Here is a 14,459-nt window from a genome sequence, read left to right as displayed (position 1 = left end):
GTCACTTGAGGTCCACCTCCACGCGCACGGTCTTCCCGACCGGTACGCGGTCGAGCACCGTCCACCGGTCCGCCAGCGCCTCGACGAGCAGCAACCCGCGTCCGCTGTCGGCGAGCGGGGGCGGCACGGCGGCGTGCGACGGCGGTCGGCGCTCGCCGCGCGTGTCGGACACCTCGATGCGGAGTGTGTCCGGCGTCCGGACGAGCCGCAGCTCGAAGTCCCGCCCGGGCACCCGTCCGTGGGTCACGGCGTTCGCGGCAAGCTCGGCCACGAGCAGCGCGACGGTGTCGGAGGTGTCCGAGCCGTGCGGGACGCCCCAGGCGTGGAGCTGGTGCAGAGCAAGGCGGCGGGCAAGCCGGGCGCCGAGCGCCGTGGAGCTGAAGCGCTGGACGAACGCACGGACGGTGCCGCCCTGTTGGGGTGCGATGGGTGGTTGCATGCGCCCACCGTGGCGGCCACCGGCGAGGCGCCCCCAGATCGGGAACCCGTACGCTCCGCAAGCGTACGGGTGCGTTGTGTGGACAGTACGGGTAACCGAGCGTGACGATGGGCCGGTTGGCGCGGTTGTACAGGGTCGCCGGGACACGCGGGAGGGACCGCAGATGACGGAGACAGCGGGCACATCGGGGGGAGAACCCGAGGTGTCGGAGAGCCTGAAGTCCTTCGGGGAGGTCGTCAAGGCCTTCCGCAAACGGGCGCGGCTGACGCAGGAGGAGTTCGCGCCGCTGGTGCGGTACTCGCTCCCCACGGTGGCCTCCATCGAGCAGGGCAGGCGCTTCCCGCCGCCGGACTTCGTGCACCGGGCCGAGGAGGTGCTCGACGCCTTCGGCACCCTCAAGGGCGCGGCCCGGCACCTGTCGCGGAAGCCGGGGCTGGCGAGCTGGTTCCGGCAGTGGGCGCAGCTGGAGGCCGAGGCGGTCAGCCTCTACACGTACGAATGCCGGTTGGTGCCGGGCCTGTTGCAGACAAAGGCGTACGCGCTGCGGCTGTTCCGGGACCAGTTGCCGCCGCTCGGGGACGAGCAGGTGGAGGCGCAGATGGCGGCCAGGAAGGAGCGGCAGCGGCTGCTGACGGAGCGGCCGAACACCGCGTACAGCTTCATCGTCGAGGAGCACTTGCTGCGCAGGCGGCTGGACGGCGGGGCGACGACGCGGGAGCTGATCGACCATCTGATCCGCCTCGCGGAACGCCGCAACATCGAGCTGCAGATCATGCCCCTGGAGCGGGAGAGCCACGCGGGGCTCGACGGGCCCATGCAGCTGCTGGAAACCCCGGACAACCGGTGGCTGGCCTACTGCGAGGGGCAGGAGAGCGGGCAGCTCACCACCGACCGGAAAGTGGTCAGCATGCTCCAGATGCGGTATGCCAGGATGCGATCGCAGGCTCTCACCCTTCCGGACTCCCTGGGCCTGCTGCGGCAGATGCGAGGAGCGGCATGAGCAGCACCACCACCGAACTGGCCTGGTTCAAGAGCAGCTACAGCAGCGGCTCCGGCGACGACTGCGTCGAGGTCGCCCTGTCCTGGCACAAGTCCAGCTACAGCGGCGGCTCCGGCGACTCCTGTGTCGAGGTCGCGGCCTGCCCGACCACCGTCCACGTCCGTGACTCCAAGGTCACCGACGGCCCGCAGCTCGCCCTCGCGCCGTCCGCCTGGGCAGACTTCGTCCACCTTGCCACCGGCATCCCACGGTGACGGACAGGACCGCCGCCGACTGGTGGGAGGTGCTTCCGGCGGGCGTACGCGACCAGGTCGACGGATATGTGCTCCAGGACGCCTTCATGCGGGCCGTCCGCGTCGTCTTCGAGACCGGCCGCGCCCGTGGTCTCGGCCTCGCCGACGCCCAGCTCGTCGTCGACGCGCGCTACGCCCACCACGGCGAGCGCATCGCGCGCACCCCGGACTGCCCACTCGACCTGGAGTCCCTGGCAGCCCGCGCGGCGGGCGCCCCCGGCCGCGTCGTGGCCGTCGAGGCGGTCTGGGACGGCGACACCGTCCACGACTGGTTCGTCGAGCTGCTGGCCGTCGCGACCGAGCCGGACGCCGACCATCCGCTGGCCACCGTTTACTGGTCCACGGCCGAGCGGTACCTCGGCGACCTGGGCCCCGGCAGGCTCCACCCGTCGGCAGCCGCCGCCGACAGAGCCGGCAGAGCCCTGGCGGCTCATCTCTCGGTCCCCTTCCACTTCGCGAGTCCGGCCATCCCGGACGACGCGGCTCCCCGGTGGCGCGGCTGACGCGACGAGGCGCAGCGATCCGTCCGGCCGCGGCGGGGAGCGGCGACCGGTCGACGGCGCCGGGTCGACCGGCCCGGGTCACCTAACCGGGGCGACATCCGCCCACAGGGCGGCGGCGTCGGGTGAGAGCGGTCCGACCGCGCCTGTCGGCGCGTTGTCGGCCGAGTCCCACCACAGGCCCTGACCGGACGTCAGGACACGCCGGTCGGTGCCCGCCTGCCAGCGGCCGCGCAGCACATACAGCACCCCGGCGTGCCCGAGGGGCGACTCGACCGGGTCGGCGACCCGGTGCACGTGGGCCGTCCAGCGGCCGCGCCGCACCATGATGTTGAGCACCCGGCAGGCGCCGGCCGGCAGTTGGGCGTCCGGCGCGTGTTCACCGGAGAACGCGAACGGCTCACCCACGCGCGCCAGCAGCCGGTCGAACGCGGGGCAGGCCAGTCGCACGCCGTCACCCGCCAGCAGCGTGAACGTCCGGTCGACGCCCGGGAACGCGGAGAACGGCCCGTCCCGGTCGATGTCGGCGACGCTCGCCCGCCACCCGAACTCCTCGGTGCCCGCCGGCCGTGAGACGACCTCCCTGGTCGCGCCCCCGCCGTTGCGCCACCGGCCTGCCGTCAGCGTCTCGACATCGAAGCGGTGCACTGGCGGCTCCTTGACCTGCTTTCCTGCCTGCTTGCGGTACGGGTGCGGATCATACTGCGCGGCGACCGCGGCGGTGGTGTCCGCCGGCAGGACCGCCAGGGGCTCGGCACGAAAGTGCGGCCCCGCGCACTTGCGGGGCCGCACGGCGGCGTAGCGGAGCGGTCAGCGCGTGACGGCCGGCTGCTCCGGTTCCAGCGAGTTGCCCGCCGGGATACGGCCGCAGCTGCTCGGTGCGGTCTCGCCCTCGAAGCGGTCGTCCAGCCAGTTCATCGCGCGCGGCGTCCAGTACAGCATGGCGCCGACATGGCTGAGCAGCTCGTACTGCTCATACTTGATCGCCTCGTTGCCCGTGGCGCAGTACTGGCGGGCCAGCGCCCGCACGTCGCCGGCGACCATGACGCCGTCGCCCGTGCCGATGCCCGGCGGGCTGTTGAACGTCCCCTCCAGCCAGCCCGCGTCGCCCTGCCCGATGAACCCGGGGACGGTCGGGGTGGCGGCCTGGCCGAGGTTGACCTTGTTGACCGCCTCGGTGAAGGCGGGGATGGCGTTCGGGTTCTCGTACCCCGGCTTCACCAGCTCCTTCCAGGTCATCCCCGGGTAGCGGCCCAACGCGTCGGCGATCGACGCGTACTCGAGCTCGTCGAAGACCTTGCGGCCCTTCTCGCTCAGGTAGGGCTCGAGTTCGATGTCGTACGCGCGGGCGACGCCGATGACCGCCATCGGGATCACGCCGTTCCACGCGAGGGAAGCGTCGACGTACTTCAGGTTGTGCGCCGGGGCGACGAGCACTCCTCCCTCGGCGAAGCCGACCAGCTGCTCGTTGACCTCGGGCGCGTACGCCGGGGCCAGGGCGACCGCCCAGTTGGTGGCGATGGCCCCGCCGGAGTAGCCGAACAGGCCGAACTCCGTACCGCTGTGCAGGCGGCTCCCCTCGGCGCGGATGCTCGCCCGGATCGAGTCCAGCGTGTTCGTCCCGTACGCCGGACCGGCGGCGAACTCGGCGGTCTGGCCCTCGGTGTCGGGGATGACGAGGTCGTAGCCCTTGGCCAGCAGCGGCGCCATGACGACGGTCTCGACGTTGGCGATCATGCCGCCGAGGGAGACGTCACCGGCGATGGCCCGGGAGGGGCCGTGCTCGGGGTCGAGGGAGTCGTAGAACGACTGGTACGACACGGCCTTGCTGCCGTCGCCGACGTGGCTGCGGACCACGGTGGTCACGTTGGCCGACGGCCGGCCCTGGGCGTCGGTCGAGCGGTAGAGCAGCTGGATCGCCTTCACCGGCGTGGGGATCCCGATGACGTGGTAGTCCAGCGTGCGCTTCTTCAGTACGTCGCCCGGCCTGTACGAGGACAGCGGTTCGCTGCCGTCGTAGCGGTAGAACGGGTCGGAGGTCGTGGTGTTCATCTGCGCGCCCGCGGTGGGCGCGGCTGTCGCTGCCGGCGCGGTGCCGACGGTGAGGGTGGTGAGGGTGGTGACAACAGCGGTGGCCAGCAGACCGGCGGCTCTCCGGTTCATGACTCCCCCAGTGCGTGAAGTGGGTCACGTATCATTACTCGGGGGTAAGTTACCGGAAGTTAACTACAGTGCCCATAGACACGACGCCAGAGTTTCGGGTCCCTCACGTACGGAAGATGCGCGCACGGTACTTGCTTCCAAAAGCGCAGCCGCCGACCGACCGGGCAAGCGGCCGCTGTCGTACCCGGACGGCAGAATGACGGGATGATCGGCAACCGGATCACCCATCGCACGGCGGACGGCGTCCGCATACCCGGCACTTGGCGGCCCGCCTTCATCCGCAACGGCGGACAGTATTTCCTCACCGACCTGTTCGTCTTCGCGGACGGGATCGTCGACTGCTGGGGCTTCGTCACCCTCGACGAATTCGAGGAGAAGCTGCGACGTGGCTGGGTGGCCACGTCGTTGCCGGAGGGGGCACGCGCGTCCGCGCACGGCCTGGCAGCCTGGAAGTTCACCGAGCCGCACACCTGGCTGACGCCCGAGCTGCTGCTGGCCGAAGTACGGGACACGGTCGAGCAGTTGAACGGCCGCCCCGACTCGACTGCCCGCTGCCTGGCCGCCGTCGACGTCTTCCTCGCCGACCGGACCGAGGAGAACCGGGCCGCCGCACGCGCCGCCTACCTCGCGATCCCCGAGACACGGCGCCACTACGCCCTCGGCGACATGGACAGCAAGGACTGGCCGCTCCAGGCGCTGGTCGCCGGCCCGGGCGGCGAACTCACGGGGTGGTCCGACGAGCCGGTCACACAGGAGGACTACGACGACGCGATCGCCTACTTCGAGGAGCGCGCCCGGTCGTTCGCCAAGCGTTCCCCCCGTCCCCCGGCCGACGGGCCCGCCACCTCGTTCGCCCCGGCCGTCCATCTCTACGAGTCGTACGTGCGGCAGCGGACGGACGACCCGGGCACGGTGGGGCTGCGCAACGACTATCCGGCGCCCCTCGTTGTCGGCGGTGTCACCTACCCGTCCGTCACCCATGCGTACTGGGCCCTGTCGGTCGCCGCCGAAGACACCCGCGCTGCCGTCGTGGCTGCCGACACTCCGTCGGCGGCGCGGCGGATCGCCGCCGAGGCCGAGCGCCGCCCCGGTTGGGAGCAGGCCCGCACGGCCGTCATGACGGGCCTCCTCCGCGCCAAGTACGCCCAGCATCCCGACCTGGCCGAGATCCTGCTCGCCACCGGCGACGCGACCGTGGTCTACGACGACTCCGACTCGCGCTTCTGGGGCAACGACGCCGGTCAGGGCCGCAACTGGACAGGCCGCCTGCTCGAGCTGGTCCGCTCCGAATTCCACGCCCGGCAGGCCGGTGTCCCGCTGCCCGGCTAGCGTGTCGCCGTCGGGCAGGCATCGTGGAGCACGGCAGATCATCACGGCCGCGGACGCGGAAGCACCTCATGCCCGCGACAAACGTTCCGTGCCGAACGGACCCCGTCGGCCGCGCCACGGGGTCACACGTGGGCGGTGCCCCCGTCCGTCGCCATCGCCGCGGCGATGCGGCGGTTCGTGGCCTGCCAGACATCCTTCGGGACCTTCGGCAGCACGTCGTCCCAGAGCGGCAGACAGGTACCGCGCATCTGCATCATGCCCTCCGGCCTGGCGATCAGGAACATGTGCAGATGCGCGCCGCCGTCACCCCACTTGTTGACGTGGACCCGGGCGATGCCACCCAGCGACGTGATCGCGCGCTCCACGCGCTGGAGCATCCCGCCGAGCTCGGCGGCGCGCTCCGGCGGCAGTTCGTGCAGGTCGTAGTGGCCTCGCGGCTGGAGCAGCACCGTCGCGGGAAGTGCGCCCGGTTCCGGGTCGGCACTGAGCCGCCAGTGGTCGTCCGTCCACAGGAACTCGCTGTCCGGGCTGCCGCAGGCCCCGCACTCCTTCGGCCCGGCCTCGCCGTGCCGTGGGGGCTCGGGCAGCGCGGGCGCGTCCAGGACCTTGATCCGAAGGTCGCCCTCGTAGGGGAAGACCTCCCAGAACGGGATGCCCTCGGCCGGGAAAGGGATCCGCTCCCCGATGGGCAACCGCCTTACGTACGCGCTGGGTTCAGTGTTCATGCAAGAAGCCTCGCACGCGTGCGCCGGGTGCGGTGCCGACGGCCCGCGGGCCGGACGCCGACGGCGACGTTGGCGCCGGACTCCTCCCACCCTTGCAGTCGTTGCGGTTCCCGGCGAATGACCGGCCGACCACGACGACCAGGCGGGTGTCGGCGTCGATTGGCCGGCCCTTGCGGAACCGCGTCCGCGCCCTCGCGCCGCAGAACCGTCACCAGCCTGCCGAAGGCGCGAGGCTCAGCCCGGTGAACGGGGCCATCCAGGACGGCTCCGACGCCGTGATCACACCAGCCACAGCAAGATCACCTCATCCGTGACCAGTAGTCACGGGACAGCCCTTGGCCCGCTGCCTGGAAGGCGAACAGCGTCAGGGCGATCGCCGCGGTGCCGACCGGAGGGACGCGGGCCTATGTGTCAGCATTCGGCCGTCGTCGAGACGGCCTTCCCGATCTAAAAGCAGTTGCCCAGGACCCTCGCGCCTGACGAGAATCGGGGCGGCGGTAAGGAAGCTCTGCGAAGGAGCGCCCGGCTCGCTTTCCGGGTGGACGTAGGTTCGAACCTGCCCTTGCCGCCGCCCGAAGCCACGCGAAGTGGAACGGGGAGGCTAAGAAGCGGCCGTCACCTCACGAACCGCCCCCTCAGTGCCGGCTCTCTTTTGGTCCCGCTTCTTCTTGTCGTCGCACTCGCAACTCACGTTGACCGTCTGGGCCTGCTGCTGGGCCTGCTGCTGCTGGTTGTTGATGCTGATGCTGATGTTGATGCTGCTTTGCTCTTGGAAGTCAGGGCCACCCGTGGCGACGCTGAAACTGCTGGCGACGGTCTTCCCTTCCAAGGAGGGCGAGACACCCACGGTCAGGGTGATGGGCATGTACGCCTGCCCGGGTCCCAGGGTGTCAGAGCGAGTGCAATTCAGGCTGGGTACCGTCGTGCAGCTCCAGCCGCTTCCGCCGGCTGCGAGTGCGGTGAGGCCCTTGGGCAGGGTACCGGTGACCCTGGTGGTGGTCCCGTCGGTCGCGTCGGACCCGGCGTTGCCGACGGTGATGGAGTAGGTCCCCGTCCCGCCCGCAACGAACGCTTGCTGGTGGGACTCCGCGATGGTCAGCGAGGACCCGGTGTCGGCGTGGGCAGGCGCTACGAGCGCGGTCGACAACCCGGCCGCAAGCACAGCCGGAAACGCGGCCGAAAGCAGCCGTCGTCGGGATTTTTGCATGATGTTGTCTCCTTGAGGAGCTGTCGGCCATCCCCTACCACTGCGTTCCCGGGCGGGTCGGACACGGGATCCGAACCGCAGCAGCGGAGATGGCAAGGTGTGGGAACCGCAGGCATCGGGATCCGACAACCTGGGGCGCAAGTAGACATACCGTTGCGCAACACCGCTCACTACGTGGATGGGCCATATAGGCTTCCCGAGCACCCAACCAGCCCATCTCATTTACGGCACAAGAGGGCCCCGGAAACCATCGGTCTCCGGGGCTCAAGGCCTTTCTGGGGATGCGTTCGTCTACGGCAGCCGCGCCGATCAGCCCTCGTCGGAGTCCGGCTCCAGCCGCAGCGAGATCGAGTTGATGCAGTACCGCTGGTCCGTCGGCGTGGGGTAGCCCTCGCCCTCGAAGACATGGCCCAGATGCGAGCCGCACCGTGCGCACCGCACCTCCGTGCGGACCATGCCGTGAGAGGTGTCCGCGATCAGTTCGACGGCGTCCGTGTCCTTGGGGTCGTAGAACGACGGCCAGCCACAGTGCGACTCGAACTTGGTGTCGGAGCGGAACAGCTCGGTCCCGCAGGCGCGGCACGAATAGGTGCCGACCGTCTTCGTGTCCGTGTATTCGCCCACGAACGCGGGCTCCGTGCCGGCCTGGCGCAGGACCGCGTACTCGGCGGGGGTCAGTTCCGCCCGCCACTGCTCGTCGGGCTTTTCGACCTCGTACGACATCAAGCGCTCCCTCAGTTCGACAGGTGGGCCAGGATCGCCGGACCGAGGTCCGTGACGTCGCCCGCGCCCATCGTGAGAACGAGATCACCCGGCTTCGCCATTCCCGCGATCACCTCCGGGACGGCCTCCTTCTCGTGGACCGCCGTGACCTCCGCGCCGGCCGCACGGGCGGCGCGGATGATCAGGTCGCTGGTGATGCCCGGGATCGGGTCCTCGCGGGCCGGGTAGATGTCGAGGACGACCGACGCGTCGGCCAGGGCGAGCGCCTGGCCCATCTCCGTGCCCAGTTCCTGGGTGCGGGAGAACAGGTGGGGCTGGAAGACCACCAGCAGACGGGATTCGGATGCCGCGCCGCGCATGGCCTCGAGGTCGGCGGTCATCTCGGTGGGGTGGTGCGCGTACGAGTCGATGACCTGGACGCCCGCCGCCTCGCCCTTGAGCTGGAGGCGGCGCTTGACGCCCGTGTAGGCGCCGAGCGCGGAGGCCAGGTTGTGCGCCGGGATGCCGAGGGCGACGCCGGCGGCGAGCGCGGCCACCGCGTTGTGCGCGTAGTGGCTGCCGGGGACGGAGACCGTGAAGGTCAGGAACTTCCCGTTCAGCAGGATCGTGACCTCGCTGGACAGGCCCCGGGGGGTGATCTTGTGGACGCGGACGTCGGCGGTCTGCGACGCGCCGTACGTGACGACCTTGAGCGACGACTGCTCGCGGACGCGGGACGTCAGCTCGACCGCACCGGGCTGGTCCGCGGAGATCACCAGCGTGCCACCGGGCACGATCTTGCCGACGAAGGTCTCGAAGGACTCGTAGATCTCGTCCATCGACGCGTAGTTGGCGTGGTGGTCCAGTTCCACGTTGAGGACGATCGCGACCTCGGGGTCGTACTTCTGGAAGCTGCGGTCGCTCTCGTCGGCCTCGGCGACGAAGATGTCACCCTCTCCGTGCCGCGCGTTCGTGCCGGGCCCCGCGAGGTCGCCGCCGATCGCGTACGACGGGTCCAGGCCCAGCTCGGTCAGGGCGACGGCGAGCATCGAGGTCGTCGTGGTCTTGCCGTGGGTGCCGGCCACGGCGATCGAGCGCAGGCCGGTCATCAGGGAGGCGAGGGCGTCCGAGCGGTGCACCACCGGCACGGACAGTTCGGCGGCGCGCGCCAGCTCCGGGTTGTCGGGGCGAATAGCACTGGAGACGACGACACAGCCGGCGTCGGAGGCCAGGTGCTCGGCGGCGTGTCCGATGTGGACGGTCACGCCGAGCTCGCGCAGGGCCTCGGCGGTCGGCGACTCCTTGGCGTCGCTGCCCGTCACCTTCGCGCCGCGCTGGGCGAGGATCTTCGCGATGCCCGACATGCCGGCTCCGCCGATGCCGATGAAGTGCGGGCGCTCCATCGCGCCAGGGACGGCGGGTGCCATGAGCTTCTCTCCCCAAGGTGAACGAGTACGTGCAGCTGCCCACCCTATTGCCTGTGGCGCTACTCGCTGTGCGCGAAGAGCTTCAGCACCGGCACGCCGACCTTGTGACGGGCTCTGGAGGCCCAGTCTCGGTGGAAGAACTCCTCCACGTAGTGCGGCTCGGTGAGCACGATCACCTCGTCGGCGTCGGCCTCGTCGACGACCGACTTCAGCTTGTCGAGCGGATGGTCCTCCACGAGGTGACCCACGGCTTCGCAGCCCGCCGCCCGCAGGGCGGCCAGTGAGTGCTCAAGGGCCCGCTCGGCAGGGGCCTTGGCCTTCTCCCCCGCCGGCTCGTCGGCCTCGCGGACCGCTTCCTTCAGCTCGCCGACCGCCACGTCGTCGATGGCTCGCAGCAGTACGTCGGCCTGGTCGCCGCGCGGCTGCATCAGCACCACGAACGAGACACCCTCGTCCCCGTGCAGAGTGGTGACGAACTCCACGTCCTCCGAGGTCAGGGGCTTCTCGATCATCAGTACGCTTGTGAACACGTCAGGAGCCCTTCTGCGGAAACGGCGGAACTGCGTGGACTACGGGGACTGCGGCATTGCGGTACTCGGCGGGACCCAGTGGTACTGCGGAAACCATCCTTCGCTTGCCCGCACCGGGTCTGCGAGGTAAGTGTGCCCGGCGGACGGCAAGCGGAACGGTAAATTCCGCCGATTGTCAGACGCGGCGGTACCGGGTGAACAGGAATCCCGCCTCCTCCAGTACCGAGTCCAGGGCGAACCGTGCCGGGTCGGGCAGTCCCGGTCCGCCCGCGATGCGCTGCGCATCCCCCACCGTCATCGTCGGCGACACCGTCAGACACAGCTCATCCAGTACCCCGGCCGCCGCGAATTGACCCAGCATCCTCGGACCTCCCTCGGTCAGCAGCCGCACCAGGCCCCGCTCCGCCAGCGCGCGCACGGCCCTGGCGGGCTCCACGCCGGGCCCGTCACCGGCGACGACGACTTCCACCCCGGCCTTCTCGGCGTCCCGGATCCGGTCCGGTGAGGCGGCGGCTCCGGTCAGCACCAGCGTCGGCACCAGCGGCTCCGTGAACAGCGGGAGAGAGAAGTCCAGCCGCAGTGAGGCGCTCACGACGGCGATCGCCGGCGCCGGCCCCTGGCCTGCCGCGGCCCTGCGCTCGGCGAAGGCCTCCCGGGCGCGGGCGGGTCGGTAGCCCTCCAGCCGTACGGTCTCCGCACCCACCACCACGGCATCGGCGAGGCCCCGCAGCGTCCCGAAGATCCGCATGTCGGCGTCGGAGGAGATGGGCTGCGAGCGGCCGTCGTGCTGGGCCGCGCCGTCGAGGGAGGAGACCATGTTGGCGCGCAGCCAGGCACCGCCTCCACCGCCCCGGGCCACGGCAGCGCCGGGCGTGGGAGCGTCCTTCACACCCGCCTCGCCACCGGCGGCGGGGCCGTGTTCCGGATAGGCGTAGGCCACGGCGAGCTCGTCCAGCGACCACTCCCGGTCGTCGGCTGCCGCTGTCTGGTCGGTCACAGGGAACAGGCGTCGCATACGGTGCAGTCTGGCACGCGCTTACAGTTGAGTACTGTGCCGACCAGCCCGATAGCAGAAGCCGCTCCCCTGTCGCTGTGCGCCCGCGAGCCGCATGTCCCCGCCGACCGCCTGGTCGCCGAGATGGTGCCGCCGCCGCGCTTCGACTCGGTCCGCTTCGACACGTACGTCCCCGATCCCGACCAGCCCAGCCAGATCGAGGCCGTCAAGGTACTGAGCGACTTCGCCCAGGGCCTCGGCGGTGCGCACGCGACCGGCAGCGGCCGGCGGCGCTGGTTCGCGAGGACCCCTAAGAACACAGCACCCACCGGGCCCCGCGGCGTCTACCTCGACGGCGGTTACGGCGTCGGCAAGACCCACCTGCTCGCCTCTCTGTGGCACGCCACTCCCGCGGAACCTTCACTCAAGGCGTTCGGCACCTTCGTCGAACTGACCAACCTGGTCGGCGCGCTCGGCTTCCAGCAGACCGTGCAGACACTGAGCGGGCACCGGCTGCTGTGCATCGACGAATTCGAACTGGACGATCCGGGCGACACCGTCCTCGTCTCCACACTGCTGCGCAGGCTGGTCGAGGCGGGCGTCGCGCTGGCGGCGACGTCCAACACGCTGCCCGGCAAGCTGGGCGAGGGCCGGTTCGCCGCCGCCGACTTCCTCCGCGAGATCCAGGGCCTGTCCGCGCACTTCCGCCCGCTGCGGATCGACGGCGAGGACTATCGCCACCGGGGCCTGCCCGAGGCCCCTCCCCCGTATTCGGACGAGCAGGTCACCAAGGCCGCGTACGCCACCCGGGGCGCCTCGCTCGACGACTTCCCGAGCCTGCTGGAGCACCTGGCGAAGGTCCACCCCAGCCGTTACGGGGCGCTGACCGACGAGCTCCGGGCGGTCTGCCTCACCGATGTCACGCCGGTGCCCGACCAGTCGACCGCGCTGCGGCTGGTCGTGCTCGCCGACCGGCTGTACGACAGGGAGGTCCCGGTGCTCGCCTCCGGGCTGCCCTTCGATCAGCTGTTCAGTGACGACATGCTGAACGGGGGCTACCGGAAGAAGTATTTCCGGGCGATCTCCCGGCTCACCGCGCTGGCGCGCGACGCCAAGGCCTTGGTGGCCCAGTAGGTTTGGGGGCGTAACCCGATCTGAAGGGAACCACCATGGCCACCACCCGCCAGGCTCACACCGTCTGGGAAGGCAGTCTCCTCGAGGGCAAGGGCGTCGTCACCCTGGACTCCTCCGGCGTCGGCGAGTACCCGGTCACCTGGGCGGCTCGCAGCGAGCCCGCCGAGAGTGGCCGCACGAGCCCGGAGGAGCTCATCGCAGCCGCTCACTCCGCCTGCTTCAACATGGCGTTCTCGCACGCCCTCGCCGGCGCGGGCACCCCACCGGCCCGCCTGAACACCAAGGCCGAGGTGACCTTCCAGCCCGGTGAGGGCATCACCGGCATCCACCTCAGCGTCGAGGGCGACGTTCCCGGCCTGGACGAGGCCGCGTTCGCCAAGGCCGCCGAGGACGCCAAGGCGAACTGCCCGGTCAGCCGGGCCCTTACCGGTACGAACATCACCCTCACCGCGTCGCTCGCCTAGCACAGAGGCATCTCGAGGCACAGTGGCCCGCACGGTTTCATGTCGCGTTATCTGCGTGATACACACGTGCGGGTCACTTCTCCTGTCCTCCCCCAGCAGGAAGTTGGAGTTGCCTCATGTCTGCGACACGACGTCAAGTTCTCGCCCGTACCGGCGCGGTGGGCTCCGGGATCGCCTTCAGCGGTGCGTTCGCCGAGCTCTTCGCCGGCACCGCGGCCGCCCGCGGGAACGGTGGCTACGGCCCGCTGTTCCCCGATCCGGACGGCCTGCTCGATCTGCCCAGAGGCTTCCGCTACAAGGTCCTTTCCCGCGAGGGCGATCAGCTGCGTTCGGGCGAAGGACCCGTCCCGACCAACCATGACGGCATGGCCGCGTTCGCCGGCCGCCGCGGCCGAGTCCATCTGGTCCGCAACCACGAGAACCGGCACAACGGCAGGATCGGCGTCCCGACCGTCGAGGGACTGACCTACGACCCGATGGCGAAGGGCGGTTGCACGGCTCTCGAGCTCGACGGCCGCAACAACGTCCTCGACGAGTACGTCGCCATCGCCGGCACCGCGGTCAACTGCGCCGGTGGCCCCTCCCCGTGGGGCACCTGGCTGACCTGCGAGGAGACCGAGGACAAGGCCGGCACCAACGGCTACACCAAGGACCACGGCTTCATCTTCGAGGTCGACGGCGCGGACCCCCACCGCACGGGAGCCGTTCCGCTCACGGCCATGGGCCGCTTCCAGCACGAGGCCATCGCCATCGATCCCAGGAGCGGGATCGTGTACGAAACGGAGGACGCGTTCCAGCGGCCGTTCGGACTGTTCTACCGTTTCCTGCCCGACAAGCCCCTGGGCGGCACGGGCTCGCTGCGCGCGGGAGGTGCGCTGGAGGCCATGCGCGTGCCGGGCGTCGCGGACCTGTCGGAGATCCAGGAGATCGGCGCGTCGTTCGACCGGATCGAATGGGTGCCGGTTCCGGACAGCCAGGCGAAGGAAACCCCCATCAGGCTGCAGGACTTCGGCCCCAAGGGCATCACGCACGCCCAGAAGCTGGAGGGCTGTTACTGGGGCGGGAAGTCCGTGTACTTCGTCTCCAGCTTCGCCCGCAGCTCCGAGGGCTCGGCGGGTGACCACTTCGGGCAGGTGTGGAAGTACGAGCCGCACCGGCGCAGGCTCACGCTGGTGATCGTCTTCGGGCCCGACACGGACATCCAGCTGCCGGGCGAGTCGCCGGACAACATCTGCCTCGCGCCCAGCGGGGGACTGATGGTGTGCGAGGACGGCGGCGGCGTACAGCACGTGTACGGGCTGACCAAGCGGGGCGATGTGTACCCGATGGCGCGCAACGCGCAGAACATCGGTACGGAAACGGCGCCGGAGTGGGGCGAGTTCGCGGGCGTCACGTTCTCGCCGGACGGCGACACCATGTACGTGAACTGCTACACGCCCGGTACCACGTTCGCGGTCACGGGACGCTGGCACTGAGCTGACCCGGCCGCGGCCCCGGGACGGACCTCGGCAATCCCTTCCCGCCGGACTCCAACTCGGTGCGCCAGTCCTTC

Annotated in this window: 16 protein-coding genes, 1 tRNA gene and 1 pseudogene; 8 read left to right on the top strand and 10 right to left on the bottom strand. The window is 70.4% G+C overall.

Annotated features, from left to right (window positions below; translation table 11 throughout):
* Window position 1: 1 nt before the first annotated feature.
* Entirely contained in the window at window positions 2–439 is a 438-nt protein-coding gene (locus ABZ070_RS18985; RefSeq protein WP_356635242.1) for an ATP-binding protein, read from the bottom strand.
* 163 nt (window positions 440–602) lie between these two features.
* Here ABZ070_RS18985 and ABZ070_RS18980 point away from each other — a divergent pair, with 163 nt between their 5' ends.
* Genes ABZ070_RS18980 through ABZ070_RS18970 form a run of 3 tightly spaced genes read left to right on the top strand, consistent with a single transcriptional unit; the run spans window position 603 to window position 2,235 of the window.
* Window positions 603–1,439, top strand: a complete 837-nt coding sequence (locus ABZ070_RS18980; protein WP_356635240.1) for a helix-turn-helix transcriptional regulator — start codon at window positions 603–605, stop codon at window positions 1,437–1,439.
* On the top strand, window positions 1,436–1,693 hold the full coding sequence (locus ABZ070_RS18975) for a DUF397 domain-containing protein (protein ID WP_356635238.1): 258 nt from the start codon (window positions 1,436–1,438) through the stop codon (window positions 1,691–1,693). The genes ABZ070_RS18980 and ABZ070_RS18975 overlap by 4 nt, the downstream gene beginning before the upstream one ends.
* Window positions 1,690–2,235: a hypothetical protein gene (locus ABZ070_RS18970; protein WP_356635236.1), complete on the top strand. Its 546-nt coding sequence runs from the start codon at window positions 1,690–1,692 to the stop codon at window positions 2,233–2,235. The genes ABZ070_RS18975 and ABZ070_RS18970 overlap by 4 nt, the downstream gene beginning before the upstream one ends.
* Before the next feature lie 78 nt (window positions 2,236–2,313).
* Here ABZ070_RS18970 and ABZ070_RS18965 read toward each other — a convergent pair whose 3' ends face one another.
* Together ABZ070_RS18965 and ABZ070_RS18960 are read right to left on the bottom strand one after the other, a co-directional pair.
* Window positions 2,314–3,024: a HutD family protein gene (locus ABZ070_RS18965; protein WP_356635234.1), complete on the bottom strand. Its 711-nt coding sequence runs from the start codon at window positions 3,022–3,024 to the stop codon at window positions 2,314–2,316.
* A gap of 18 nt (window positions 3,025–3,042) precedes the next feature.
* Window positions 3,043–4,395 (bottom strand): lipase family protein, encoded by a 1,353-nt coding sequence (locus ABZ070_RS18960; protein WP_356635232.1) that lies wholly within the window; start codon window positions 4,393–4,395, stop codon window positions 3,043–3,045.
* A 204-nt stretch (window positions 4,396–4,599) separates the two neighbouring features.
* Between ABZ070_RS18960 and ABZ070_RS18955 the strand changes: the two genes are divergently transcribed.
* Entirely contained in the window at window positions 4,600–5,724 is a 1,125-nt protein-coding gene (locus tag ABZ070_RS18955) for an NADAR family protein (protein WP_356635230.1), read from the top strand.
* A 122-nt stretch (window positions 5,725–5,846) separates the two neighbouring features.
* Here the strand turns inward: ABZ070_RS18955 and ABZ070_RS18950 are convergent, their stop codons facing one another.
* Together ABZ070_RS18950 and ABZ070_RS18945 are read right to left on the bottom strand one after the other, a co-directional pair.
* Window positions 5,847–6,449, bottom strand: a complete 603-nt coding sequence (locus tag ABZ070_RS18950) for a hypothetical protein (protein WP_356635228.1) — start codon at window positions 6,447–6,449, stop codon at window positions 5,847–5,849.
* Window positions 6,450–6,505: 56 nt separating this feature from the next.
* A pseudogene (locus ABZ070_RS18945) lies at window positions 6,506–6,741 on the bottom strand (IS5/IS1182 family transposase); the annotation flags it as partial.
* Window positions 6,742–6,945: 204 nt separating this feature from the next.
* Between ABZ070_RS18945 and ABZ070_RS18940 the strand changes: the two are divergent.
* A tRNA-OTHER gene (locus ABZ070_RS18940) sits at window positions 6,946–7,017 on the top strand.
* Between the two features lie 33 nt (window positions 7,018–7,050).
* On the opposite strand, the gene ABZ070_RS18935 is transcribed toward ABZ070_RS18940, so the two are convergent.
* From ABZ070_RS18935 to ABZ070_RS18915, 5 genes are all read right to left on the bottom strand, one after another.
* Window positions 7,051–7,656 carry a hypothetical protein gene (locus ABZ070_RS18935; RefSeq protein WP_356635226.1) on the bottom strand — a complete coding sequence of 202 codons (606 nt, stop codon included), beginning with the start codon at window positions 7,654–7,656 and terminating at the stop codon, window positions 7,051–7,053.
* A 309-nt stretch (window positions 7,657–7,965) separates the two neighbouring features.
* Complete coding sequence (gene msrB, locus ABZ070_RS18930; protein ID WP_356635224.1) at window positions 7,966–8,379, bottom strand: peptide-methionine (R)-S-oxide reductase MsrB; 414 nt, start codon at window positions 8,377–8,379, stop codon at window positions 7,966–7,968.
* Between the two features lie 11 nt (window positions 8,380–8,390).
* Complete coding sequence (gene murC, locus ABZ070_RS18925; protein WP_356635222.1) at window positions 8,391–9,785, bottom strand: UDP-N-acetylmuramate--L-alanine ligase; 1,395 nt, start codon at window positions 9,783–9,785, stop codon at window positions 8,391–8,393.
* 59 nt (window positions 9,786–9,844) lie between these two features.
* Window positions 9,845–10,315: an indole-3-glycerol phosphate synthase gene (locus tag ABZ070_RS18920; protein ID WP_356635220.1), complete on the bottom strand. Its 471-nt coding sequence runs from the start codon at window positions 10,313–10,315 to the stop codon at window positions 9,845–9,847.
* Window positions 10,316–10,490: 175 nt separating this feature from the next.
* Window positions 10,491–11,330 carry a pyrimidine reductase family protein gene (locus tag ABZ070_RS18915; RefSeq protein ID WP_356635218.1) on the bottom strand — a complete coding sequence of 280 codons (840 nt, stop codon included), beginning with the start codon at window positions 11,328–11,330 and terminating at the stop codon, window positions 10,491–10,493.
* A 36-nt stretch (window positions 11,331–11,366) separates the two neighbouring features.
* Between ABZ070_RS18915 and zapE the strand changes: the two genes are divergently transcribed.
* The 3 genes from zapE (at window position 11,367) to ABZ070_RS18900 (ending at window position 14,382) form a co-directional block, all read left to right on the top strand.
* The gene (gene zapE, locus ABZ070_RS18910) at window positions 11,367–12,443 is read left to right on the top strand and encodes a cell division protein ZapE (protein WP_356635217.1); all 1,077 of its coding nucleotides are present in this window, start codon (window positions 11,367–11,369) and stop codon (window positions 12,441–12,443) included.
* Between the two features lie 35 nt (window positions 12,444–12,478).
* Complete coding sequence (locus tag ABZ070_RS18905; protein ID WP_356635215.1) at window positions 12,479–12,907, top strand: OsmC family peroxiredoxin; 429 nt, start codon at window positions 12,479–12,481, stop codon at window positions 12,905–12,907.
* Between the two features lie 116 nt (window positions 12,908–13,023).
* Window positions 13,024–14,382 carry an alkaline phosphatase PhoX gene (locus tag ABZ070_RS18900; protein ID WP_356635213.1) on the top strand — a complete coding sequence of 453 codons (1,359 nt, stop codon included), beginning with the start codon at window positions 13,024–13,026 and terminating at the stop codon, window positions 14,380–14,382.
* Window positions 14,383–14,459: the final 77 nt, after the last annotated feature.

Source organism: Streptomyces sp. NPDC006283, assembly GCF_040613325.1.
In the GTDB taxonomy this organism is placed as follows: domain Bacteria; phylum Actinomycetota; class Actinomycetes; order Streptomycetales; family Streptomycetaceae; genus Streptomyces.
The sequence above is the reverse complement of the archived record's forward strand: the minus strand, read 5'-3'. Positions and strand labels throughout refer to the sequence as shown.